Origin of the sequence: Affinundibacterium nitidum, assembly GCF_014284155.1 — a bacterium.
GTDB classification, from domain to species: domain Bacteria; phylum Pseudomonadota; class Gammaproteobacteria; order Burkholderiales; family Burkholderiaceae_D; genus Undibacterium; species Undibacterium nitidum.
Window position 1 is genome coordinate 106425 of record NZ_JACOFZ010000004.1, and the last position, 24265, is coordinate 130689.

The window sequence follows — 24265 nt, forward strand, 5'->3', positions numbered from 1 at the left end:
AAACTGATGAAACTTAGTTTGCGCCAGCGGCAAAGCGGTTCGTCGCTCGTCGCCGCGATTTTTTTGTTAGTAGTGATTGCTGGTCTAGGTGTCTTTATGCTGTCGATCTATTCTGCACAGCAACGGACTTCCAGTATGGATATACGAGGTGCTCGTGCCTACCAAGCAGCGAAGGCTGGAATTGAATGGGGTACTTATCAAATAATGGTGCAGGAGAATAGTTCGCCAGCCCTTGCGCCATATAATTGTGTCGGTGCGATGGGTACACCGGCGTTTGCCGGTAGCTTACAAGGATATATTGTCAGTGTATCTTGCAACCTGACGACGACGACTGAAGGCAGCAACACAATTCGCGTTTATCAGATAACTTCAACGGCAAGTTCTAGCGCTGCACCGGCCCCAGATTTTGTGGAACGTCAAATCACAGGGCGAATTGCTACCTGTCGAGTCGGTCCAGGAAATGCAGCGATTTGTAATTAAACGAGTTTGATGTCATGGTTAAGCCAACCTCTATTTATGTGAATGTAAAGAATCCGAAATGAAATTTGCTCTTCATAGATTCCTGTCGTCTCTTGCGGTGCTAATGTTTTTTTTCGTGCACGTGAGTGCTTTCGCACAAGTCGTTGAGTTCAATAGTACAGGTGGCACCACCGCTACGAATGGTCTACATTTTTACATCGAAAACACGACAAAGATTCAGGTGCGCCGTCTAAATAATACGGGCCAAGTCTATAACCCTAATTCAATTCCGCCGAGTACGACGCTAGATAATGGTGTCTTTATCCGAGGGAATGGCTTGTTGTACGGTCCTTCGCATACCGTTACCACGTTCAACCCAACTGGCGGGATGTACAACACAGCGACCATCGACCCAACAATACCTGCAAATCCTAGCTCTTCTGGCGTGCAACAATCGGCACGAAATGTTGTGGCCATCACCAATGGCCCGCAGGCGACGATCATTTGGAAGTACACGACCCCCTTAGATTTTTTAACCGCTGAGGTGACCCTCACCATTCCCAATACCTATCCGGTTAGTGTTGCGAATCCTGTGCGCTACTTTCATGTATTTGATACTTACCTTGGAGGAAGTGATAATGGTTGTGGTGTGAATGTGGCCGGAACGAAGCGAATTGTGGGTACATACTCTAGCCTAGGTGGAGCAACGCCATGCCCGACGAGTACGGCTTTACCGACGACCGGTACGGTAGTGGAATCATTTCGCGAGAGAACAGGAACATTCAGTAGTTATTGTGCGGCGGGGTGGAGTAGTTTCTTTATCAATGGCGGGGTGAACTGTTCTGTCCTGCAAACTACACCACTGAGTAATACGATCACGACGACCTTGCAAGATACCGGTATTGGCATCGCCTACGATTTTACAGCACCTGGTACCTATACCTTTAGCTACGATTTCGTGATTGGTACGACCTCTGTGCCGGCATATGATCATATCGAGATTCGCCATGATGGCAGTGCGACCCTGTGCCCGGAGAATCTCGTGGTGTTGGCATGTACTTCATCCACCGTGCCTTGTCCGCCGCTAAGTATTGTGAATACCGGCACGCTCACTGGGGGCATTAATTTGGTACCTGCGGCCCCTGGAGCAAGCATAACTCCTGCCACCTTTAGCATTGGTGGTAGTGGCTCTACCGCCAACGTTACTTTGCAAGCGACTTCAGCTTCAGCTGGAACTTATACCTTAGTCGCCACTGGCCTGAGTCAAGCACCCTTAAATGGTACTCGGTGCACCAATGCAGCCGGTACTGCGTCTTCGACATGTGATATTGCGATCACCAATACACCATGTGTCACGGGCTTTGAATGTCTCGAAACCGGTGCACCGTACAACACGCCAGTCACTGCCGTTAATCGAAATCCTCTTTATACCAAATTGGTAAATACAGATTTTAAGTTTGATGTGGTTGCAGTAGGTGTTGCTGGGGCGGTCTCTACCGCGTATGCGGGAAATGTTTTTGTTGAACTATATGACGATGCTACGGCCCCCGCGTGCACCTCAGCAATTGCATTGGCTGGTACAACTAATTCATTAACATTCGCTGCAAGCGATAATGGTCGTAAAACACTGACGGCAAATCTTAATTTAGCAAATGCCTACGGCAAATTAAGATGTCGGGTTCGTGAAAACGTGGCAACATCCCCAGTAACGGCATGCTCATCTGATAGTTTTACCGTAAGACCTACATCGATTGTGAGTGTGACTTCAAATGCAAATGCTGATGGCGGCGGCATTAGTGCCAATAGCTCGACCTTTTTCAAGACCGGAGCAAACTTCAGCCTTTCCGCCGATACTGGTATCGTTGGTTATAACGGCACTCCGAAAATTAATACTGCATTACTTGAGTGGCTAAACGTACCAGCAACTGGCCTAGCGGCACCAGGAACTGGGACTCTAGCAGGCCTTTTTACAACGGCCGCCAATGCAGTAAACGGCAACGGCGCGTCTGGAGCCACATTTACATATGATGAAGTTGGTTATTTCCGATTCAAGGCCCAAGGCGTATTTGACGATAGTTTCACCGCGAATTCGAACGATGCGAGCAATAATGATTGCACCAACGACGCGTCAAATGTCTTGGTCGGTGGTAAGTACGGGTGTAAATTCGGGAATACATCCGTGACCAATCATTTTGGTCGTTTCGTGCCGGATCACCTTACGGTAAGTCCATACTCTTTTATAGAGCCTTGTACTGGTTTTACCTATATGGATCAGCCATTTTCCTTAACCGCGACTATCGAGGGACGGAACGCTGCTAACAATCGCACATTCAATTACAGCGGAATTTTTGGACGCGGCGTGGTCTCAAGCGAACTAGAAAATGCCAACAATGGTGTGGCGCTAGATTCCACACGATTAACTACGACAACGCCGTCGTGGACTAGTGGCCGTTATCTGTATTCCGCAAGCAATTTTAGTCGACTTGCAGTGGCAGACGGTCCATACGATGCGATGGCAATTGGCGTTAATGTTACTGATCCTGATGGCATTAAATTGGTCGATCGTGACATGCAGGCGAATACGACGACTTGTACAGCTGACTCCGCAGGTACAAGTAATGGCACATGTACTGCAAAGAAAATTGCAGATACGCGCATGCGGCAGGGCAGAGTAAAACTCCTTAATGCCTATGGAAGTGAAAAACTGGCTTTGCCTCTGCCCTTGAAAATTGAATATTGGGCAGGCGTAAATGCCGGGTGGACTACTAATGCTCTCGATACAAGTTGCACCTTCCCAGTGGCCACTAATTATGCAAGCAGTTTCTCTTTTACCTTTCCGGCGGGGACGACGGCGAAGCCGAATAATTTAGCCGCCTGTGAAACTGCAGTTAGTGTGTCACCACTGAAGTTGAGTGCACCTGGTGTTGGTAATAGTGGTTTTGCGGACATTACCCTCAATCTGGGTGCTGCAAGCGGCACTCAGTGCACTTCGGTTGGTGGGGTAGGTGGAGCTGCCGGAAGTTTAAGTAAACCTTGGTTGCAGTTTAATTGGACTGGTACTGGAAACACTAACCCCAAAGCAAGAGTGAATTTCGGAATTTATAAGAAAGGCAATGAATTTATTTATTTACGTGAGGTGCATTGAATTTTCGGTGCAGTGACTTGAAACGTTACGAAGACCACAATTTGGCGAAGAATCATTGACAATCAGCACTTATTATCTTAACGTCAAGCAAGATCAGTAAATTGGATTTTATGCATGAGATTTTTCTCAAAGAATAAGAAAAACATCGACGTCATGGCGATTAGTATCGCGCAAGACGGTCTTTACTCCGCCGTTATTCGACGCGAACCTGTCGGCCGGCCCGTTTTGGAGTTTCTTTCTTTTTACCCTTTAGCAGGGTTGGGCATTCCAGTTTTGCTTGAGCGCCTCGCTAAAGAGTCTCCTGCGCGAGAAAGACGCCGTTCCTTATGCTTGCAACAGGGCGATTATCAGGTTCTCGCATTGGATGCGATGAATGTCCCAAGTAACGAACTCAAAGGGGCGTTGCAGTGGCGGATCAAGGAGATGGTAGATTTTCCAGTAGCAGAGGCAACGATAGATTATTTACATGTTCCAGGTGATGTCAGTGCAGGGGGGCGCAATCAATCTTTGTTGGTAATAGTCGCCAAGAATCAACTAATTCAGCAGCAGCAAAATCTATTTCAGAATGCAAAGTTGCCACTTTCTTTCATCGATATTCCAGAGGCGGCGCAGAGAAATATATCTACATGTTTAGAAGTTGCAGGACGTGGCTTAGCAATGCTTTCCTTTGATCAAAATGGAGGGCTATTGACTGTCACGTTTGGCGGTGAACTTTATTTGTCGCGGAGATTAGATCTCAATTTGGATCAACTTAATCAGCAGGATGATGAAGGTCAACGTGCAGTGTTTGAACGTGTATCACTTGAACTGCAGCGATCACTCGATCATTTTGATCGACAGCACAACTATATTACGACAGCAAAGCTAGTGATTAGCCCTTTGGGCAAAGTTGCTCATGCATTGCAAGCTTTTCTAGCGGCAAATTTATATATGCCAGTAGAGGTCATGGACCTCGGCGATGTGATCGAATTGGCAAAGGTTCCTGAGTTGAAAGAATCAGTTCAACAGCAAAAATTCTTTGGCATTATTGGTGCTGCGCTCAGAACTGAAGTAGGTGACGCATGAGCCAGCAAATTAATCTTTTTAACCCGGCCTTCGTTAAGAAAAAGAGTCTGTTGACTTCTGCGACGTTGGTGGGCCTACTAGTATTCTCTATTTTGATCTTGGGGGGGCTCGGGGGCTGGTTATCCAATACGACGGTAAAACTGAAAGCGAATGAAGCCGAGCGGCAGCAACAGTTGACGCTCCTGCAGAATCAGCTTCAGGTTGCTCAAGCCAATATAAAGCCAAAAAAGGAAGATCCAAAGTTAATTGAGGAGCTAGAACAACTTCGTTCTTCATTGGCTGATCGAGATCGAGTAGAGACGATTTTGAGTAATAATAAATTGGGTAATACACTTGGTTATTCTGAGTATTTGAGCGCCTTTGCAAGGCAAATACCGACGGGAGTATGGATTACGGGCTTTCACCTTCAAGGTGCGGGCGATGAGATCAGCTTAACAGGACGAGCGATTTCGCCAGAGCAGGTTCCCAATTTTGTAAATCAACTTAAGCGCGAAAAAATTATGCAAGGTAAGACATTTTCTGCCTTAAGCATGCAAAGACCGTTAATCGATAATACGAACTCAAATAAGTCCGGTGAGAATAAACCTGCTGAATTAGCGCCCTATGTTGAATTTGAGTTGCATTCAGCTGAACAAAAAGAAAAAAAAGATAGTGCAGGAAAGATGCCATGAAATTCGATTGGAAATATATTGCGAATAAGATCGATAGTCGCCCCGAACGGGAGCGGGGATTGTTGTTCGCTGTAGTACTAGCAATTGTGGTGCTCTTAGGAATGAATTTTGTCGTTTCCCCCTTGCTTAGACAGCAAAAGGACTTAAACGCGAAGATACAACAACATCTTACAATGACGCAGTCGATGACTGAGCAGTTGAATGCTTTGCAGATCGCACAAAATGTAGATGTCGATGCGAATTTGAAGCAGAAAATTCAAGAGTACAGAACACTATTAGAAACCAAAGATCAGACGCTTTCTCAATTCCAGAAGAGTTTGGTGCCGTCAGCAAAAATTGATTACCTGCTAGAGAGTATTCTAAAAAGAAATAAAAATTTAAGGCTTATTTCACTGAGGACCCTATCTGTCGTGGACCTCATGAACGACACTGCTTTGGTAATGCCAATGACTGTCGCATCAAACGCATCTGCAAGCTTGGATGAGGACGTAAAGAAAGCTGCTCTTGAACAGCGTGGTTTGTTTAAGCATGAAGTTGAAATTGTCGTTGAAGGCGGTTACCTCGATATGCTCGCATACATGCAAAGTTTGGAGTCAATGCCAGAGCGAGTGTACTGGAGTCGTAGTGATTTGAGCGTACTCGAATATCCAAAATCACGGCTCAGCTTGCGCGTGTTTACACTGAGCCTTGAGAGAAAGTGGCTGCAGTTATGATGAATCGGCATATTTCGTTGAGCCTGTTTATTTTGGGATTGGTTGCACCCGCTGTTGTGCCTGCACAGGAATTGCGAGACCCAACACGTCCGCCAACTTTGAATCTGAGTGGGCCGGATATTGACGTGGCACCACAACCTGTTCTGCAGTCAGTATTGATCGGTCCTAATAGAAAGTTTGCAATTATTGACGGTAAGACTGTGAAGTTAAATGGTAAATTTGGAGATTATGTCCTAATTAAATTGACTGAGACTGAGGCCGTATTAAAGCGAGGAAGAGAATTACAAACCTTGAAGTTGTTCCCAGATATTGAAAAGAAAAGCCTGAGGAACCCTCAAAACAAATGAATTGGCGAACTGCTCTCGTATGCATGAGTCGGTAAAAAAAGGTTGGAAAATGAAAAAGTTATCTATATCAGTTCTACTGGTGGTGGGTATTTCTGGATGTGCGATGCCACCTTCGCGCCAGGAAACCTATGACCTGATTAAAAGTGAAATGAGCAAAGCGTCGTCGCAGAAAGTCAAAGCGGCCGATGCTGAAGCTGTGTCCGCTTCTTTGCTTCCCGCGCTGAAAACAGATTTACCACCAGTAAGAAAGCCTTTGGAAGAACGTTTCAATCTCAATTTCAGTAATGCGCCAGCGAGTCAATTCTTTATGGGGATCGTGGCGGGAACACCATACAACATGTTGGTACATCCTGACGTCTCCGGAAATATCTCTGCCAATCTAAAAGATGTGACTTTGTTCGAAGCACTTGATGCTATCCGAGAGTTGTACGGTTACGAATACCGCGTTGAAGGTACCAGAATTTACGTCAAGCCTTTGACCATGCAAACACGAGTTTTCCAAATTAATTATTTAGCCTCCGTACGTAAAGGTACTTCCGACATTCGCGTCACATCTGGTTCTGTGGCAGATGTGGTTAATTCGCAAGGCGGCAATAATGGTAGCCAGAATGGGCAAGGAAATTCTGATTTGAACAATAATGCAGGGGGAAATGGTGGTGGGGGGAATCGCCAGCCTGTGAGTTCCAGTAAGATCAATACTAGTTCGAATAGTGATTTCTGGTCTGAGTTAAAAGCGTCGTTGGACATTCTTGTCGGGAGCGGACAAGATGGCAAACAAGTAGTGATCAATCCTCAATCAGGTGTGGTCGTGGTAAGAGCAATGTCTGACGAGATTAGAAACGTAGCCGCCTATCTCAAGGCTACCCAACTGTCGGTCGATCGACAAGTTATCCTAGAAGCAAAAATTCTCGAAGTTGAGTTAAGTGACGAATATCAAACTGGGATTAACTGGGCATCGTTCGCTTCACTGAAGTCATCTCCTGATAGTGCCGCATCCCTTGGCTTTATCTCGCGCGGCACGAATCTTAGTACAACTAGGTTGACCGCCGATGATACCGGTATCACCGCAACTACCGGACTGAGTCTAGGTGCAGCATCAAAAGCAGCGGGATCTTTATTCGGCCTTGCTTTCCAAACTTCGAATTTTTCTGCACTGCTTTCTTTCCTTGAGTCTCAGGGTAACGTGCATGTCTTGTCTAGCCCAAGAATTGCAACTTTGAACAACCAAAAAGCCGTGCTAAAGGTCGGTAAAGATGAGTTCTTTGTAACGAATTTGAAGTCAACTCCAGGAACTACAAGCACGGCAGGAAACACCGCACCAACAGTGAGTGTGGACGTAATGCCATTCTTTTCTGGAGTGGCTTTGGACGTGACGCCGCAAATCGATGATAGTGGCAATATCCTTCTGCATGTCCATCCATCTGTGAGTAAGGTATCGACGATAGAAAAAACTGTGAATGCTGGGACGGCAGGTACCATAGTTTTGCCACTTGCTTCGAGTGATGTTTCAGAGACGGATAGCGTGGTTCGTGGGCAAAACGGGCGCATTGTGGCCATCGGCGGTTTGATGCGCCAGGCGAATGTGAACGACCGTTCACAGATTCCAGGAGCTGGTGAGGTGCCAATCTTGGGTGGGTTGTTCAGAAATACGAAGCAGGTATCACAAAAACGTGAGCTTGTAATCTTGATTCGACCAACTATCGTCGACGGTGATCATGGCTGGGATCAAGACCTTGTTGAAAGCCAAAAGCGAATTGAAGACATGACTCCGCGCACTAGATTTGAAAAGAAATAGAGCGGTATGCAGATTGTTTCCATGTATTTTGGGCGTCAATTCACAAACTGGTTTGCGCCCTTAGTTTCGATCAATTGAGTTGGGATCGCTATGTATCAATCCCATTTCGGGTTGCATGACGTACCGTTTGGTATCACGCCAGACACCAGTTTCTTTTTTTCTTTCGGTAGCCATCGTGAGGCGTTGAATACGCTAATGATTGCCGCAAAAAGTGGGGAAGGGTTTATCAAGATCACAGGTGAAGTCGGAACCGGTAAGACTCTGCTCTGCCGGCAATTCTTGAAGTCTCTTGGCGATGACTTTGTGACCGCCTATATTCCCAACCCATTTCTTGAACCTCGCACATTGTTGTTGAGCCTTGCAGATGATCTGGGTATCCCTCATGAAAAAGGTGCGGAACAGCACGAAGTTTTGAAGGCCATCAATCAACGATTGTTGGAGTATGCAAAAAATGGCAAACGCGTTCTGTTGTGTATCGATGAGGCGCAAGCTTTACCAATCGAAACCTTAGAGGCAATTCGTTTGTTGAGCAATCTCGAAACCGAGAAGCGTAAGCTATTGCAAATCGTTTTATTCGGGCAGCCAGAATTAGATCGACGACTCGATCGTGATGATATTCGTCAACTTGCTCAGCGTATCAGTTTTCATTATCGTTTGCGTCCACTAAACCTGGATGAGACCTCGTTTTATCTGACTCATCGATTGCGCGTTGCTGGTTACGGTGATGTAAGATTGTTTAGCTCCTTTGCGATTTTATTGTTGTGGTTAGGCAGTGCGGGCATACCACGGATGACCAACATACTTGCTAATAAAGCGATGATGCTTGCCTACGGAGCTGGGCGCAAAACTGTGTCTGCACGACAGGTTTTTTCTGCATTGAGAGATACCCAGGCTGCACCATTTTTTAAGAAGATAACTACAATGGGGTCGTATTTGGCGTTGACGATTGGCGCACTTGTTCTTAGCTATTTATTTGTTGTGAAGTGATATGACGCGATGAGTTTGATCAATCAAATGCTGCAAGACCTCGAAAAACGAGGTGAGGAGCAAGGTGCCAACAGCGAATCGGCTTCTCAATATGCACAATATGGTAGCAAGCTAAGTGAACGCAGATTCGGCATTCGGTTTTTTATTTTGGCGTGCTTAGGCCTAGTTTTTGCATGCCTCGTTTATTTTCTAGTTTATCGTTTTTCCGCAAATCATCTCGGCCCTAAAGACGAATTGAAAACCAAGGTGGAGACCGCTGCTACCACCCAAATGACAGATACTCGCAGCGCCGATGCCGAATTATTGAAAACAGCTTCTCTTCCGCTTCTGTTGAAAATGTCAACCAAGATTGACGTGGTGACGAATGATGATTCCCCTCGAGTTGACATTGAAAAAACTATGCTCACAGAACCCTTGAAAAAGCAGAATCCACAAGAGTCGAATCGTGAGAATGTTCAATTAGAGTCGAGCTCTAAACCAATATCGAGTGCTGTTCGCAACGAACGCCCACTGCCGGTGATCGCTGAGATAAAGCGGGCAGATGGCAGTCAAATCGATTTAAGCAGCAATAAAGCAGCATCAGATTCGTCCGCGAAACCAGATTACAAACAGACGAGTACTAACGCCGATAAATCGAATCTTGGGCAGAGTGCAGTAATTAAAGAAATTTCGCCGCAACAGCGTGCCGAGGGTGAGTTTAAACAAGCAACGATTTACCAACAGCAGGGGCGCAATAGTGAGGCTATATTGAGCCTAGAGCAGGCCTTGAAACTCGACTCCAATCACGCACCGGCACGGCAACTGATGATTTCATTGCTGTTGGAAACGAAGCGTTACGATGACGCTATTCGAGAATTAAGAGCCGGCCTTGCGAATGATTCACACCAAATCAACTTTGCGATGATCCTTGCTCGATTATTGGTCGAACGGGCAAAGGTGAATGAAGCAGTTGAGATTTTGCAAAAAGCGGCTCCCTTTGCCCAAGATCGACCTGATTATTTAGCATTTCTCGCAGCTTTGCAGCAAAAATTGGGGCGACATAAGGAAGCGATTCAATCCTACCGCTTAGCCCTTAACAAGCATGCTCAAAATGCTGTGTGGTGGATGGGAATGGGGATTTCTTTACAGGCAGATGGTGCTAACGCAGAGGCGCTTGAGGCATATCGTCAAGCAAAAACGCAACCAGGTTTAGGTGCTGACTTACTCGCTTTTGTTGACCAGAAGATCGCTCAAATTCAAAAGTGATTAGCCTACCGAATATTCTACTGTTGCCAATTTCGTCCTTAAGTCGCCTTCGAAGTTTCGATTGATATGTTCATTGGTGGGTTGAAGCATATTGGCCTCAATAAACTAAGGAACTAACTGGCTTTTACTTACGGCCATTGTTTTACTTAAATTTAAGTGTCTTTTAGTCATCATTTTTCATTGTTTTCTTACCTTAAATCGAAATTTTCTGGATTTTGGCGAAGTATTTCAGACTGCCTTCGATGAAGTCCGTAAAATAATGGTTTATCTTTCCCCCGTTTTTGACATTAAGGCGCTTGCGTTGGTTTCGAGCGCTTTTTGCATGAACATCTAATTGCAAAAAGAAGAATAAGTATGTCTATACAATGGTTCCCTGGTCACATGAACGCTGCCCGCAAAAAGGCGGCGGAAACAATGGAGAACACCGATCTGGTGATCGAAGTTTTGGATGCCCGCATCCCACAGGCAAGCTGTAATCCCATGGTGGAGCAGTTGCGGGTCTTTCGCCAACGTCCATGTCTTAAGATTTTGAATAAAAGCGACTTGGCCGATCCGCATGCGACGAAGCAATGGCTTGAATTTTATAACGCGCAAAAAGGCGTAAAAGCTGTAGCAATGAGTTGTAAGAAACCCGCGGATGTCGCTAAAGTTCCCGGATTCGCTCTGGAGTTGGCCCCTCATCGTGGCGTACCCACGAAGCCTTTGCGTATGATGATTATGGGTATTCCAAACGTCGGTAAATCAACGTTAATGAATGCGCTGTTGAAAAAACGTGTGGCGAATGTTGGTGATGAGCCTGCTGTCACCAAGGTACAGCAACGCCTGTACTTAGGAAAGAACATGATTTTAACTGACACGCCAGGTATGCTTTGGCCGAAAATTCAACATCCGACAGATGGCCTGATGTTGGCGGCAAGTCATGCTATCGGTGTCAATGCATTGATCGAAGAAGAGGTTGCTACTTTTCTTGCAGAGTTGCTGTTGAAGAGCTATCCACAATTCTTGACTACGCGCTATGGCATGCCGACGGACGGCATCGATGCGGTCAGCGTGATCGAGGGCGTCGCTAAAAAGCGTGCTTACCGTCTGAAGGGGGGGGATTGGGATTTTGAGAAAGCAGCACATACATTGTTACTCGATTATCGCAGCGGCGCTTTGGGGCGGGTTAGTTTGGAGACGCCGCAAAGCCGTGAGCATTTATTGGCGACATATGTCCCACCAGTCTTATTAGGGCAAGGAAAGAACGTGGACACAGGCATGGATACCATTGACGAGCAAGAGCTCGACTAAATTCTGCTTTGTCGACGTCAGGAGCTGATATGAACAAAAGAGTCATCATCGATTTTATTGTTAAAGTTCTTTTTAGTTTTTTGTTCTCCTACGGAGCTTATCGCTTCTTCGACATGATTCACCCCGGTATGGGCGTCATTGGTTTTTTGATTTCCTTTGGTTTTTGGGGACGCTTGTATTCGAGAGAACTGATTGAGTTTGTTCTGCTGTTTAAGCACTGGGGCGAGAAGTCAGCTGTTTATCAGTGGCACGGGAAGTTCTATAGCTTCGATGGCAGGCAGATTCGTTTTTTTCTTGATGACGGTATCGTTTGGATTCCTATTAAAGATCTCAAAAAAATCATGGAACCAGCAGTTGCTAAATGGGAGCTTGAATCCCTGGTGAATGAATCTGGCAAGATTCCGGGAGCGAACATTGCTGGGGTGACTGAGGCGGGACTGATGCAGCTTTTGGAATCGCGGACCGGCGATCGAAGAGCCAGTTATAGAATGATTCGCTTCAAACGCTGGCTCTTGCATGACGCATTGATCAATGTCAAGCGCGTGCCAAGATCAGCCATCAATCAACCTTACGTGAAGTCTTGAGAGAATTATGAAGTTGACTTGTAGTCGATTTATTCGGCTTTTGGCACTGAGTTTCGTTTTATTTATGTTGCCGACGAAGACGATCGCACAACAGACTCAGTTAAAAGAACCTGTTCTCCGTGCTCATCTTTCTTATCTTGCAGATGACTTATTGGAAGGTCGCGGTACTGGACAACGCGGCGGAGATTTGGCCGCTCGATACTTAGCGACACAAGCACAAATCATTGGACTACAGAGTCTTTCAAAAAATTCTCATCTCCCGTATCTACATCAGGTCAGTATCCAAGGCTCTAAGAATTTAAGTACTTCGAGCATACAATTTGAAGCAGCAGGCGGTATTTTTTCACCCCAGATCGGCCCAGAAGTGTTGGTTGGAAGTTCGAACGGTAAAGAAGCGGTAGACTTCACTGCACCGGTCGTCTTTGTTGGCTATGGGATTAAGTCACTCGAGGAGAATTGGGACGATTACAAGAATGTTGATCTGCGTGGAAAAGTCGTGGTCATGATGGTCAACGACCCACAACCAACACCGGCGGAGCCCAACAGATTTGGTGGTGCAGCGATGACGTATTACGGACGCTGGACCTATAAATTTGAGGAGGCCGCGCGCCAAGGTGTTGCTGGTGTCTTGTTAATACATACTGATGCTTCCGCTAGCTATGGATGGAACGTGCCGCAAACGAGTTTTACACGTGAACGCTTTAGTTTGGCCGGCGGTGGGAACTCGCTTGAAGGGTGGTGGGCAGAACATAGTATTAAACCTTACTTGCAACAGAGAGGGATAGATCTGGATGCCTTAAGAGCTAAGGCGGAGCAGCGTGATTTCACACCAATCGATCTCAATTTTCAAGTCACAGTACATTTGCGTTCCCAGGTACGGCGAGTGCAGCAATTTAATGTTGCAGGAGCTGTTCTCGGCACCGATCCCAAGTTGAGAGAAGAGGCTGTGATCTATTCTTCGCATTGGGATCATCTAGGCAAAATTGAGGAAGCTGGCAAGCCAGTTCAAATTTGGAATGGCGCTGTTGATAACGCTACGGGAGCAGCAGCTTTGTTAGCAATGGCTGAATATGCTGTAAAGCATCCTGCAAAGCGAACCCAAATTTTTCTATGGCCTGCAGCCGAGGAGCAAGGCTTAATCGGTAGCCTTGCTTACACCAAAAATCCACCATGGCCACTAGCTAAGACCATCGCAGACTTGAATTTAGATAGTATGAATTTCGTCGCCAAGACTAAAGACATTGGAGTGGCTGGAAGTGAACGCAGTACCTTGTATGCATCGGCGAAAAAGGCGGCGAAAGCAATGAAGTTGAAGATTGCGAAATCTGTCCCCGATCTTGGTGGAGCATACTACCGCGCAGATCACTTTAATTTTGCACGCGCTGGAGTGCCCGCATTCAATGTTGGCTCCGCTGTTTTTTCAGGTGATGGTTATTTTGATTTCGAACACAATCATGACGCTGCTGAATTGAAGATGAAACATTTTAAGCAGGATTATCACACTGTACGCGATCGCTATGATCCAAGTTGGGATTTGAGTGGCATGTTGCAACAAGCTGAATTTACTTTGCGGTTAGGATATTTGCTGGCGAACGATGCCAAGGTGCCAAAGTGGAAGAAGGGCGATCCGTACGGAGAGATCAAGCGTTAACTTACATCGAAGTTCAAATATTTAAAAAGAAAAAGGCGATGATCGCAAATCAACGATCATCGCCTTTTTTTGTTGAGCCTTTTGGTTTTCAGCACACCAATTATGTGGCTAGCCGTTAATAACCTTACGCGTATAGGATTCAAGGTAGTTCATCAAGTTGTCAGCGCCTTGTGCCGCAGCTTCTTCATTGCCATCCGCAATTCCTTTTGCTAATAACATATGGCAGCGTGCTGCTTCATGCATATCGCCTTCGTGTTGATAGGCATACCAGAAGCGACGGCATTTGATAATTAACGGTATCACCGCAGCGACCGCGGATGGATTGCGACAAGCTTCGTGCACTACATGGTCTAAAGCTTGGTCGGATGTCATAAATTCTTCTAGCTTGCCGTTATTCGCGGCCGCGACCATCTGCTCACCGCAATTGTAGATATCTTGTCTCAGTTGCGGTGTCGCTCGACGTGCTGCACTGGTGGCGATTAAACGTTCGATCACGCGACGTGTTTCGATCAAGGTAACGTGCTCAGCCGCTTCGATATCTTTGACGATGAGTCCGCGACGAGGTAATTGCACAATCAGCCCATTTGAAGACATGCGCATCAAGGCTTCGCGTAAGGGCGTTCTACCAAGACCAGTAATCTCGATCAGTTCTGATTCTACGATCGGTGCACCAGGTTTGAGCTGGAGGGTGACGATCATGCTTTCGATCGCATCATAGGCGACATCAGCGGCGCGCATTTTATTGGGCGTTGTAACTTTTGGCGGTTGCATACAATGATTGTTGTGAAATTTATCATTGGATTATAAGTTATCCCGCCAATTTCACTCAATTTTCTTTTGCATTCCGAGCGATTTGCCACATGAAAAAAGCGACAGTTAGAGTACTGTCGCTTAATAGTTGGAAACTTGCCAATACTAAAAGTAAATTTAGGCGAGGTAGTGCGTTTTGACTTTCGTATAGAACTCAAGTGCCATGCCACCTTGTTCGCGAGGCCCGAAACTTGACCCTTTGGTGCCACCGAAAGGAACGTGATAATCGACACCTGCGGTTGGCGCATTCACCATCACCATGCCGGCCTGCATTTCACGGCGGAATTGGCTTGCAAGCTTGAGCGAGGTCGTGCAAATACCTCCCGATAAACCATATGGAGTTGCATTGGCAACCGCAAGAGCTTCATCAAAATTTTTAACTCTGACCAAGGTACTAACGGGGCCAAACACTTCTTCTTGATTGAGTCTTGCTTGAGGATTGTGATTTTCGATGATGGCTGGGCTAAAGAAGTAGCCTTCACCTGTGAGTCGTTCTCCGCCGGTCAGTAATGTACCGCCTTCGTCCTTGCCGATCTGAATGTAACTCAAATTTTTGTCGAGTTGGCGTTGATCAACGACCGGACCGATCTGCGTTGTCGGGTCAATTGCTGCGCCCACTTTTAAGCTGTTAGTTCGGTTGAGCATGGCGTCGCGGAAGCTATCGTAAATTTGCTCGGTGACGATGGTGCGGCTAGAAGCTGTGCAACGTTGACCTGTGGAAAAGAAGGCACCATTGACCGCGCATTCGACGGCCACGCTGAGATCGGCATCATCGAGAATCACTAAAGGATTCTTGCCGCCCATTTCTAGTTGGTATTTTTTGAGGCTGAGTGCGCAATGTTGTGCAATCAACTTGCCGGTCTGTGTTGATCCTGTAAAGCTGATGGCATCAACGGCTGGGTGTTCTACCAAAGTTTTGCCTGCGACACCATCGCCCATGACTAAGTTGAATGCACCTTTTGGCAAGCCAGAACGCGAGATAATATCGGCTAATGCCCATGCACAGCCCGGTGTTAATTCGGAAGGTTTGAGTACCACGGCGTTGCCACATGCAAGTGCTGGAGCTGCTTTCCATGCAGGAATCGCTATCGGGAAATTCCATGGGGTGATCAGTCCTACTACACCCACTGCTTCCCGCGAGGTGATCACTTCCATGTTGGGGCGGACAGAAGCGATGGCTTGACCTCCGATGCGTAGTGCCTCGCCTGCAAAAAATTTAAAGATGAATCCAGCGCGCGCAACTTCACCGATCGCTTCTGGCAGAACTTTCCCTTCTTCTCGTGCCAATAACAAACCGAGCTCTTGTCTGCGAGCTAGGATTTCCGTGCCTATAAAGTCCAAGACATCAAAACGTTGCTGTGGTGTCGAGCGACTCCATCCTTTAGCGGCGTGTGCGGCTGCCAATACTGCTGATTCCATATCTTGAACACTCGCATCTGCATATTCACCGACGACCTCATCCGGATTAGACGGATTAATATTCAAACGTGTTTTATCTGAGGCGATCCATTCGCCATTGATGAAATGTTGGTAGATGCTCATGAGATGTCCTTCAACGGAAATTGCTTGGAAGCTAAATGGAACTTACGGAGGCAGAAATGTTTGGGATGAAAATGTCACTTGCTGCTCCCGCCGATTTATCTACATTGTACTGGCACAAAGTAGACCACCGCAGCACCCGAAGGCTAGAACTTTATGTTCTTTGCTGTAGGGGAGTGCGGTCAACGGTGGTGCATGTTCTAAGTTTTTAAGAACGCAGAAGAAAGCGCTCAAGAAAACTAGGCGTTACAAATAGGCGCTAACGTCAGGACGTGTCGCTAAAGCCTTTTGCACGATTGCTGTGACGCGTTCACGTTCCGCGCCTACCAACGGCTGACGTGGACGACGTACATATTCATTGCCGACACCAACTAAGGTTTCAACCAGTTTCAGATTTTGTACCAACTTGGTTGAGACATCGAGATGCATCAACGGCATAAACCAGCGATACAAGGCGAGGGCTTCGTCATAGCGTTTTGCTTGCATGAGATTGTAAAGGGCCACAGTCTCTCTCGGAAACGCCACTACCAAGCCTGCCAATAGACCATCTGCGCCCACTGCCAAACCTTCGAATGAAAGATCGTCTACGCCCATAAAGATCTGATAGCGATCACCCACAGCGTTGCGTAGATCTGTGACGCGGCGAATATTATCTGTTGACTCTTTGATTGCAGTTATCCACTTGCAATCTGACAGATCTTGAAAATCTTCTGGTGTCAGATCGACTTTGTAAGTCACAGGATTGTTGTAGACCATGATCGGTAATTGGGCAGCATCTGCAATCGCGCGCAGATTGTCTTTAGCTTCACGGGAGTCCGCCGCATACAAGACAGATGGCATCACCATAAAGCCTTGCACACCCAACTTTGCAGCCTGTTCGACGAAGCGTAGGGCATTTGCGGTACGCGTCTCGGAAACATTGGCCAAGACTGGCACACGATTGTTGGCTACTTTGATTGCCACACCGGTGACTTCGAGTTTTTCTTCGAAGGACAATGTGCTTGCTTCGCCAAGGGAGCCACAAGTGACTAGGCCATGAACACCCGCATCGATTTGAAACGCAAAGTGCTTCTCCATCTCTGCATGATCAAGTTCTTCGTTCGCTTTGAATTTGGTTGTTACTGCAGGAAAAATACCGCGCCATTTTGGGAGACTCATCTTCGCTTCCTTTTGTAAATTAAATTGAACAACTGCTTGAGCAGAAGTGTAAACTCAATCTAATATATTTACAATATATTTATCATGGTTTTTCGGGAAAGTTCCTAATTATTTTGGAGTTTCGTGTTTGCGCCAAGTAAAAATTACGCTTGGCACATGATTTTCCAAATAGAGATCGGAAAAACCACACATTCAAAAAAACTTAATGGTCGAATTTGAAAAAAAAGCAAAATCAGGTAAGATTGTTGTTAAATATTTAACCAAAAGAAATAAGTTAGAGATGCTAGACATGATTCTTAGCGCGAAGACCAATGAGACCAGTGACACGGCAGGGGCGACGCGAGTACATTTGGCCGGAGCGATCGACAATGTGTTTTTTGCAGAACCTTTGTTTGATGCTATGCCTGACGTCGTGTTCTTTGTTAAAGACCTTGATGGGCGATACGTGGTTGTCAATCAAACTTTGGTCACCCGTTGTGGCCTAAAGGACAAATACGAGTTGGTCGGTCGCACCGTCAACGAAGTCTTTCCGCCAAGTTTGGCTGCTACATTCGAGCAGCAAGACCAGTTGGTGCTAAATGGTGGAAGTGAAGTTCGCGATCAGCTCGAACTGCACCTGTATCCAGATAGAGATCCAGGTTGGTGCTTAACCAATAAGATTGCTTTACGTGATGGTGCGCAAAGGATTATCGGCCTAAGCGGCACCTCTCGTGATCTAGGTATGCCAGATCAACGTCATCCTGTTTATCATCGTATCGCAGCAGCAGTTCGTCATATCCATACGCACTATGCAGAGAATGTGCACATGGCTGAGTTAGAGAAAATTACGGGCCTGTCAGTGGCGCAAATCGAACGTTACTTTCAAAAGATATTTTCTCTGACGCCTCGTCAGTTTATGACTAAGGTCAAACTTGATGCTGCAACCAATCTCCTCGCTGATCATAGCCGTAGCATCACCGATATTGCGGCATCATGCGGCTACCAAGACCACAGCGCGTTTAGTCGCATGTTTAAGGCGACAGTTGGTGTGACGCCGAGTGAATACCGCGAAGTCCTGCTTAAAAGGGCGACTCGCGCGCACTGATCTTCAGCCAACGAATAAATTTGTTAAATGCTTTCTTCACGCCCGGGCTTTGCTCGGGTTTTTTTTTCATCGTGAATTCATCAAAAGCGCAACGTCGAAGTGCAGTTTTCTTTAAATTGACTGATATTGTTCGATTCGAGGGAATCTTTCATCATCTTTGTAGTCTTAGAAGGTCGCTGTAAAGAAGGCGCAAGTTTTTATTTAAAAAGCATTGGTGATTGATCAGAATTGCTTGATTCGCCATAAAGAATATTTCAACACAGGAGAACTTATGCAAGTTAGATGGAGGCTGCGGCCACTTGCTTCGATTTTTGTTGGCACACTAGGGTTAGTGTCGACATTCGCTCAGGCACAAACCAATACCTCCCGCGTTGAGGGGCTGCGGGAAAATAATCCAAGTTGGCATGCGTTGACAGGCGCAAGGGTGGTGATGGCACCGGGTAAAGTGATTGAAAACGGTACGATTGTTGTCAAAGATGGCGTGATTGTCTCTGTCGCCGCAAATGCCCCAGCTCCAGCCGGCGCAAAAGTGTGGAAACTCGAAGGGCGTACGGTTTACTCAGGTTTCATCGATATGGCAAGCCCCGTAGGTGTGCCGTCAGGCTTAGCCGCATCCGGCCCTGCGGTTCCTGGACGTCCGGCTAGCCCGCGGGTAATTAATGGTCGTGCAATTTCAGCTGAAAATTTACGCGTTCATCCTGAGCAGGACGTAGCGAAACAGTTGGAACCGAAATCTGATGAAGTCAAAAATTATCGCGAACTTGGTTTTGCTACAGTGCTCGCGACACCGACTCATGGTATTTTCCGCGGACAAAGTGCCTTGTTGAGCTTAAACTCAAATGACAATGCCAAGAATATGGTGATCAACACCCGCGTTGCACAGCATATGGCAAATGAGTTGGATGCTGGTGGTCGTGGAGCTTATCCCAATTCTCTGATGGGTGTAATTGCGCAAGTGCGTCAGACTTTTTACGATGCACAGTGGTACCAACGTGCCACGGACACTAAATTGAAGACCGAGCGTCCACAGATTAATGATTCGCTCGAAGCGCTAAAGGCGGTGATCAATGGTCGGCAACCAGTGATCTATGCGACCGACAATGAACAAGCTTATCAACGCATTGCCAAAATCCGCGATGAATTTGGTCTCAAAGTGATTTTGCAAGGCAATGGCTACGAATACCGTCGCACCAACCACTTGAAAACAAGTGGAATGGCGGTGATTGTGCCTCTGTTGTTTCCAAATGCACCGGAAGTTGACAATCCAGACTTGGCACTCGATACGTCCTTAGAGGGCTTGCAGCACTGGGAGCAGGCACCATCGAATTTGGCTTACGTTGAAAAAGCAGGAATAGAATTCGCAGTCACACCAGCAGGCTTGAAAGATGCAAAGAAAGAATTTTGGACACGGCTTCGTCAGGCAATTCGTCGCGGTTTGAGTATCGATCAAGCATTGGCTGGACTCACCACTGTTCCAGCAAAACTACTTGGAGAGCAAAAACGTTTAGGTTCGATCGCCTCCGGTCAAATGGCAAACTTAGTGGTGGCTTCCGGCGACTTATTTAGTGACGAAAAAGCGACTGTAGAAATTACCTTCGTCGAAGGTAAACCCTACACGACTGAAAATTACAATCGTTTTGAGTTGCGAGGAACATGGAACGTGGTTAGTGCCGGTAAAACAGCAGTTTGGAATATTGCTGGCACGGCTGCGAAACCGATGTTGACGATTGATGGTGTGAACGTAGAGTTGACGCTTAAAGATTCCCAATTATTGGCGAAATATTCCGATAAGTCTGGGGAGCATGTGATACTCGCCGACGGTCGTGACAATAGCTTGCAAGGCACCGAGCGAGATGCGCAAGGCCAAACTAAGGCTTGGTCAGCAATTCGTACTAAGGCGATGGTTGCCGACACGACGCCAGCAAAGCCAGAGAAAATGCCAGCAGCCTTGGTTAACACTTATCCCGCCGGACCGTTTGCGATTACGACACCTGAACGCGTGTCTGTAATCTTGATCAAAAACGCCACAATCTGGACGAGCGCTAAAGCAGGTAAGCTTGAACAGTCAGACATGCTGGTGGTCGATGGTAAGATCAGCGCGATTGGCAAAGATCTCAAAGCGCCAGCGAATGCCAAAGTGATCGATGCCAACGGTAAGCATGTTACGCCGGGTATTATCGATGCGCATTCACATACTGCAATGATGCAGGGTATTAATGAGGCAACGAGTTCAATTACTGCAGAAGTGCGTGTCGGTGACATTATCGACGCCTCAAGTATCAATATCTATCGCCAGCTAGCGGGTGGTGTGACTACCGCCAATGTGTTGCACGGTTCGGCCAATACAGTAGGTGGCCAAAATCAAGTGATTAAGTTGCGTTGGGGTTCAGATGCCGAAGGCTTGAAGTTGGATGGCGCGTTTCCTGGCATTAAATTCGCTCTTGGCGAAAACGTGAAGCAGGCTAACTGGGGTAACGATTCAACGGGGCGCTACCCACAAACACGAATGGGTGTTGAACAGATTTTGCGTAGCGCCTTTTTGGCAGCACGTGCCTATAAAGAGGAGCGCGATGCATGGAAAAAATCTCCCTCTAATAGTGTTGAGCCTCGTCGAGATTTGCAACTCGATACATTGGTTGAACTGTTAGAACGCAAGCGAATGATTCATATTCACTCTTATCGTCAAGATGAAATTCTGATGTTCGCTCGTATCGCTCAGGAATTTAATTTGATGGTAGGCACTTTCCAGCATGTGATGGAAGGTTACAAAGTGGCTGATGTGATTGCAGGTTTGGGGGCAGGTGGTTCGACCTTTTCAGACTGGTGGGGCTATAAGATGGAAGTGGCTGATGCGATTCCATTCAACGGTGCATTGATGCATAACGCAGGTGTTGTCACTAGCTTTAATTCAGATAGTGATGAGTTGGCGCGTCATTTAAATACCGAAGCTGCCAAAGCGGTCAAATATGGTGGCTTGTCTGAAACCGAAGCATTTAAATTCGTGACCTTAAATCCAGCAAAACAACTGAAGATTGATCATCGCACAGGGTCTTTGGAAGTGGGTAAAGACGCTGATTTTGTGATCTGGAATACCAGTCCATTGTCAACTTTTAGTCGTGCCGAACAAACCTGGATCGAAGGACGTTTGTATTTTGATTTGGTAAGTGATACTCGTTTGCGTCAAGAGGCTCAAGCAGAACGTCAGCGCATTGCGGCGAAGGTCATTGCTAGTAAGAGTAATGCACCAGCTGTGCCAGCAAAAGCTGCAGATGCAGAAAAAGCTGTAGTACCTAAAACTCCAGCAGAAATGCTTGCGGCGAATCAAGCCTACTTAGAGCTACAGCAGTGGCTACATCGAATGAGTCAACATCGCACAGGCTATTGGGCTGGTGCGGAAGCACATGAGTGCACGGAGGATTAATCATGAAGCAAATACAAATAAATAGTAGCTCGTTTAAGGGTGAGTGGACTCAGCGCCTAAGTGTCTGTGCGGTTTCTTTACTTTTTTCCGCGGGAGCATTGGCGTCGGACAACGTACCTGCACCTGCACAAAAAACACCATTGTTGTTCAAAGGCGCGACGATACATACTGTCAGTGGTGACAATATCGTTAACGGGCAGATGCTGGTGGAAAAAGGAAAAATCACAGCAATTGGCGCAACGCTAAGCGCGCCAGCAGATGTCAAAGTGATTGATGTCAGTGGTAAGCATATTTATCCGGGCATGATTGCAGCAAACTCAGTGATGGGTTTGGCCGAAGTGCAATCGGTGCGTGCGACAGCTGATTTTGCGGAAGCAGGCGCAATTAATCCGAATGCCCGTGCGATTGTCGCGGTGAATCCAGATAGCGAGTTGATTCCAACGACGCGCACAAATGGTGTGTTGGCTGCACTAAGTGTACCAACCCCAGGCCCAGTTGGTATGATCAATGGTATCTCATCTTTGATTCAGTTAGATGGTTGGACCTGGGAAGATATGTCCGTGCAGGCCGAAGTGGGTTTGCATATTAGTATTCCCTTCATGCGTTTTAATCCTGAATTGTTCCCCGCACCTCTGGACTCTCGTTTAGAGGAGTTGCGTAAATCAAGCGCGCAACGACTCAAGATGTTAGAAGAGACATTTGATTCGGCGATTGCCTACCGTGATGGGCGAGCCAACAAAGATGGCACGCAGATTGACGTACGCTGGGAAGCAATGTTGCCGGTGTTGGCAGGTACGCGCCCAGTGTTCTTTCATGCACAAGACGCCTCGCAAATTCGTTTTGCGATTAACTTTGCTGAACGCTATCGTCTCAAAATGGTATTGGTCGGCGGTATGGATTCACCTGCATTTGCCGATATTTTGCGCGAGCGAAAAATACCTGTGATTGTTACCGGTATCCATAAATTGCCCGTTCGACGTGGTGCTGATTACGATTCGCCCTATAGCCTGGCAGCAAAGTTAGCGTCAGCTGGCGTGCAGTTTTGTATTGCCCGCGGAGGTGCTGATGATGATGCACACAATGAACGTAATTTACCGTATGAAGCAGCGGTGGCGGCCACCTTCGGTTTAGATGCAAACGAAGCCTTAAAGGCGATTACATTGTACCCGGCACAGATTCTTGGTGTGGCCGATAAATTAGGGTCATTAGAGGCTGGTAAGCTTGCTAACTTCTTTGTTAGCAATGGCGATCCGTTAGAAACGATGACTAAGATCGAACAAATTTACATTCAGGGTAGAGTGGTTGATGGTTCGACAAAACAATCTCGTTTGACAGAGAAGTATCAACAAAAATATCTGCAAAAGAAAGACACAGCTAAGTAGGAAGAGTGAATTGAAAAAATGAAGTGAAAACTTTTTTCTTCAAATAAAAAGCGCGGCCATCGATAAACAGATCGGCCGCGTTTTTTTATGGGATGTTAACTTGAGGCTTATTGGATTTTCCAATTGAATACGATGACTTTGGACTCAACTTGGTTTTTGAATTGGCAATTCTTCAATGCTGTAATCGATGCGCTATCGAGTTCACGGTTTCCACTTGACTCTTCGATGCGTGCGTCTACCACTTTGCCTTTAGCATCGGTCGCGAAGCGCAGTTTAACGGCGCCGCTCACATCTTGACGCAACAACTGGTCATTATAGGCAGGGGCGGAACAAGCATTTGTATTGAACGGATTGATGATCTCAGCCGCATTTGCAGTGAATGTTGTAGCGGCAAAAAGTGCAGCGGAAAGGACGATAGAGAAGCGAGCTGTCGTGTTCATAGAACCTCCTGAAAAAATGAAAAACGAAAACTATGGTCGGCGTTTTCGCAAGAGTGGGACATTCGATTGTGTCAAATGCCTTGCCGTTGGAGTCACTATACGTAGCGCTTCGTTGAAAATGAAATTGTGATTTCATATGCATGCTATATCGAGAAAATATATCTTGGGCCATGCATAATTTCAGTGCAAATCGATTTGCTTAATTCGAATTGCTTTCACTTTTTTTGTGCAAAATTTTTTGCATTCTGAATGCAATTGATTAAATTTGCACAGACCTGGGGCAAAAGTTCCAAATTAAAAAATGTCGTTTTTTTGGTGATCGAAGTCGAATAATTCGGTATTGAGAATTAATTTTTGTTAAAACGTAGTGGCGACTATCGATTCCCTAGGATAATGATGTTGTCATCGAGATAGTTCGATGCGAGTGTTAAAAACACAATGTCTCGTTTGTTTTATTTGTTGGTACACTCAGTTGAGAA

19 protein-coding genes are annotated in these 24265 nt (G+C 46.4%); 15 read left to right on the forward strand and 4 right to left on the reverse strand.

All coding sequences use genetic code 11. The annotated features are described in order from the left end of the window. The first annotated feature begins 6 nt into the window (after positions 1-6). The 12 genes from H8K36_RS12035 (at position 7) to H8K36_RS12090 (ending at position 13952) form a co-directional block, all read left to right on the forward strand. Entirely contained in the window at positions 7-480 is a 474-nt protein-coding gene (locus H8K36_RS12035) for a pilus assembly PilX family protein (RefSeq protein WP_186920449.1), read from the forward strand. 103 nt (positions 481-583) lie between these two features. Further along, positions 584-3604, forward strand: coding sequence for a DUF6701 domain-containing protein (locus H8K36_RS12040; protein ID WP_186916728.1), 3021 nt, complete (start codon positions 584-586; stop codon positions 3602-3604). Positions 3605-3718: 114 nt separating this feature from the next. Next, positions 3719-4669, forward strand: coding sequence for a type IV pilus biogenesis protein PilM (locus tag H8K36_RS12045; protein ID WP_186916729.1), 951 nt, complete (start codon positions 3719-3721; stop codon positions 4667-4669). After that, a complete protein-coding gene (locus tag H8K36_RS12050) occupies positions 4666-5340 on the forward strand; it encodes a PilN domain-containing protein (protein ID WP_186916730.1) in 675 nt (224 codons plus the stop codon). The genes H8K36_RS12045 and H8K36_RS12050 overlap by 4 nt, the downstream gene beginning before the upstream one ends. Continuing rightward, the gene (locus tag H8K36_RS12055) at positions 5337-6053 is read left to right on the forward strand and encodes a hypothetical protein (RefSeq protein ID WP_186916731.1); all 717 of its coding nucleotides are present in this window, start codon (positions 5337-5339) and stop codon (positions 6051-6053) included. Before H8K36_RS12050 ends, H8K36_RS12055 begins: the two co-directional genes overlap by 4 nt. Then, positions 6050-6400 carry an MSHA biogenesis protein MshK gene (locus tag H8K36_RS12060; protein ID WP_230404591.1) on the forward strand — a complete coding sequence of 117 codons (351 nt, stop codon included), beginning with the start codon at positions 6050-6052 and terminating at the stop codon, positions 6398-6400. Before H8K36_RS12055 ends, H8K36_RS12060 begins: the two co-directional genes overlap by 4 nt. Before the next feature lie 49 nt (positions 6401-6449). Further along, the gene (mshL, locus tag H8K36_RS12065; RefSeq protein ID WP_186916732.1) at positions 6450-8195 is read left to right on the forward strand and encodes a pilus (MSHA type) biogenesis protein MshL; all 1746 of its coding nucleotides are present in this window, start codon (positions 6450-6452) and stop codon (positions 8193-8195) included. A gap of 90 nt (positions 8196-8285) precedes the next feature. Next, a complete protein-coding gene (locus H8K36_RS12070; protein WP_186916733.1) occupies positions 8286-9182 on the forward strand; it encodes an ExeA family protein in 897 nt (298 codons plus the stop codon). A 9-nt stretch (positions 9183-9191) separates the two neighbouring features. Continuing rightward, on the forward strand, positions 9192-10427 hold the full coding sequence (locus H8K36_RS12075) for a tetratricopeptide repeat protein (RefSeq protein ID WP_186916734.1): 1236 nt from the start codon (positions 9192-9194) through the stop codon (positions 10425-10427). 354 nt (positions 10428-10781) lie between these two features. Then, the gene (ylqF, locus tag H8K36_RS12080) at positions 10782-11717 is read left to right on the forward strand and encodes a ribosome biogenesis GTPase YlqF (RefSeq protein WP_186916735.1); all 936 of its coding nucleotides are present in this window, start codon (positions 10782-10784) and stop codon (positions 11715-11717) included. Positions 11718-11746: 29 nt separating this feature from the next. After that, positions 11747-12301: a BRO-N domain-containing protein gene (locus tag H8K36_RS12085; protein ID WP_186916736.1), complete on the forward strand. Its 555-nt coding sequence runs from the start codon at positions 11747-11749 to the stop codon at positions 12299-12301. A gap of 7 nt (positions 12302-12308) precedes the next feature. Next, the gene (locus H8K36_RS12090; RefSeq protein ID WP_230404592.1) at positions 12309-13952 is read left to right on the forward strand and encodes a M28 family peptidase; all 1644 of its coding nucleotides are present in this window, start codon (positions 12309-12311) and stop codon (positions 13950-13952) included. A gap of 108 nt (positions 13953-14060) precedes the next feature. Here the strand turns inward: H8K36_RS12090 and H8K36_RS12095 are convergent, their stop codons facing one another. The 3 genes from H8K36_RS12095 to H8K36_RS12105 form a co-directional block, all read right to left on the reverse strand. Continuing rightward, a complete protein-coding gene (locus H8K36_RS12095) occupies positions 14061-14723 on the reverse strand; it encodes a GntR family transcriptional regulator (RefSeq protein WP_186916737.1) in 663 nt (220 codons plus the stop codon). Between the two features lie 156 nt (positions 14724-14879). Beyond that, positions 14880-16304: an aldehyde dehydrogenase family protein gene (locus tag H8K36_RS12100; RefSeq protein WP_186916738.1), complete on the reverse strand. Its 1425-nt coding sequence runs from the start codon at positions 16302-16304 to the stop codon at positions 14880-14882. Between the two features lie 243 nt (positions 16305-16547). Next, on the reverse strand, positions 16548-17459 hold the full coding sequence (locus H8K36_RS12105) for a dihydrodipicolinate synthase family protein (protein WP_186916739.1): 912 nt from the start codon (positions 17457-17459) through the stop codon (positions 16548-16550). Between the two features lie 280 nt (positions 17460-17739). Between H8K36_RS12105 and H8K36_RS12110 the strand changes: the two genes are divergently transcribed. The 3 genes from H8K36_RS12110 (at position 17740) to H8K36_RS12120 (ending at position 23346) form a co-directional block, all read left to right on the forward strand. Beyond that, positions 17740-18543: an AraC family transcriptional regulator gene (locus H8K36_RS12110; protein ID WP_230404593.1), complete on the forward strand. Its 804-nt coding sequence runs from the start codon at positions 17740-17742 to the stop codon at positions 18541-18543. A 271-nt stretch (positions 18544-18814) separates the two neighbouring features. Further along, the gene (locus H8K36_RS12115) at positions 18815-21964 is read left to right on the forward strand and encodes an amidohydrolase family protein (RefSeq protein ID WP_186916740.1); all 3150 of its coding nucleotides are present in this window, start codon (positions 18815-18817) and stop codon (positions 21962-21964) included. 2 nt (positions 21965-21966) lie between these two features. Beyond that, positions 21967-23346, forward strand: a complete 1380-nt coding sequence (locus tag H8K36_RS12120; RefSeq protein ID WP_186916741.1) for an amidohydrolase family protein — start codon at positions 21967-21969, stop codon at positions 23344-23346. A gap of 107 nt (positions 23347-23453) precedes the next feature. Here H8K36_RS12120 and H8K36_RS12125 read toward each other — a convergent pair whose 3' ends face one another. Beyond that, complete coding sequence (locus H8K36_RS12125) at positions 23454-23786, reverse strand: energy transducer TonB (RefSeq protein ID WP_186916742.1); 333 nt, start codon at positions 23784-23786, stop codon at positions 23454-23456. Positions 23787-24265: the final 479 nt, after the last annotated feature.

Excerpts from the sequence above, each read along its gene's own strand:
- H8K36_RS12100 (WP_186916738.1), bottom strand. The coding sequence starts at position 16,304 with ATGAGCATCTACCAACATTTCATCAATGGCGAATGGATCGCCTCAGAT.
- H8K36_RS12110 (WP_230404593.1), top strand. The coding sequence starts at position 17,740 with ATGCTAGACATGATTCTTAGCGCGAAGACCAATGAGACCAGTGACACG.
- H8K36_RS12090 (WP_230404592.1), top strand. The coding sequence starts at position 12,309 with ATGAAGTTGACTTGTAGTCGATTTATTCGGCTTTTGGCACTGAGTTTC.
- ylqF (WP_186916735.1), top strand. The coding sequence starts at position 10,782 with ATGTCTATACAATGGTTCCCTGGTCACATGAACGCTGCCCGCAAAAAG.
- mshL (WP_186916732.1), top strand. The coding sequence starts at position 6,450 with ATGAAAAAGTTATCTATATCAGTTCTACTGGTGGTGGGTATTTCTGGA.
- H8K36_RS12085 (WP_186916736.1), top strand. The coding sequence starts at position 11,747 with ATGAACAAAAGAGTCATCATCGATTTTATTGTTAAAGTTCTTTTTAGT.
- H8K36_RS12035 (WP_186920449.1), top strand. The coding sequence starts at position 7 with ATGAAACTTAGTTTGCGCCAGCGGCAAAGCGGTTCGTCGCTCGTCGCC.
- H8K36_RS12115 (WP_186916740.1), top strand. The coding sequence starts at position 18,815 with ATGCAAGTTAGATGGAGGCTGCGGCCACTTGCTTCGATTTTTGTTGGC.
- H8K36_RS12075 (WP_186916734.1), top strand. The coding sequence starts at position 9,192 with ATGAGTTTGATCAATCAAATGCTGCAAGACCTCGAAAAACGAGGTGAG.
- H8K36_RS12070 (WP_186916733.1), top strand. The coding sequence starts at position 8,286 with ATGTATCAATCCCATTTCGGGTTGCATGACGTACCGTTTGGTATCACG.
- H8K36_RS12060 (WP_230404591.1), top strand. The coding sequence starts at position 6,050 with ATGATGAATCGGCATATTTCGTTGAGCCTGTTTATTTTGGGATTGGTT.
- H8K36_RS12050 (WP_186916730.1), top strand. The coding sequence starts at position 4,666 with ATGAGCCAGCAAATTAATCTTTTTAACCCGGCCTTCGTTAAGAAAAAG.
- H8K36_RS12095 (WP_186916737.1), bottom strand. The coding sequence starts at position 14,723 with ATGCAACCGCCAAAAGTTACAACGCCCAATAAAATGCGCGCCGCTGAT.
- H8K36_RS12045 (WP_186916729.1), top strand. The coding sequence starts at position 3,719 with ATGAGATTTTTCTCAAAGAATAAGAAAAACATCGACGTCATGGCGATT.
- H8K36_RS12055 (WP_186916731.1), top strand. The coding sequence starts at position 5,337 with ATGAAATTCGATTGGAAATATATTGCGAATAAGATCGATAGTCGCCCC.
- H8K36_RS12105 (WP_186916739.1), bottom strand. The coding sequence starts at position 17,459 with ATGAGTCTCCCAAAATGGCGCGGTATTTTTCCTGCAGTAACAACCAAA.
- H8K36_RS12125 (WP_186916742.1), bottom strand. The coding sequence starts at position 23,786 with ATGAACACGACAGCTCGCTTCTCTATCGTCCTTTCCGCTGCACTTTTT.
- H8K36_RS12040 (WP_186916728.1), top strand. The coding sequence starts at position 584 with ATGTTTTTTTTCGTGCACGTGAGTGCTTTCGCACAAGTCGTTGAGTTC.
- H8K36_RS12120 (WP_186916741.1), top strand. The coding sequence starts at position 21,967 with ATGAAGCAAATACAAATAAATAGTAGCTCGTTTAAGGGTGAGTGGACT.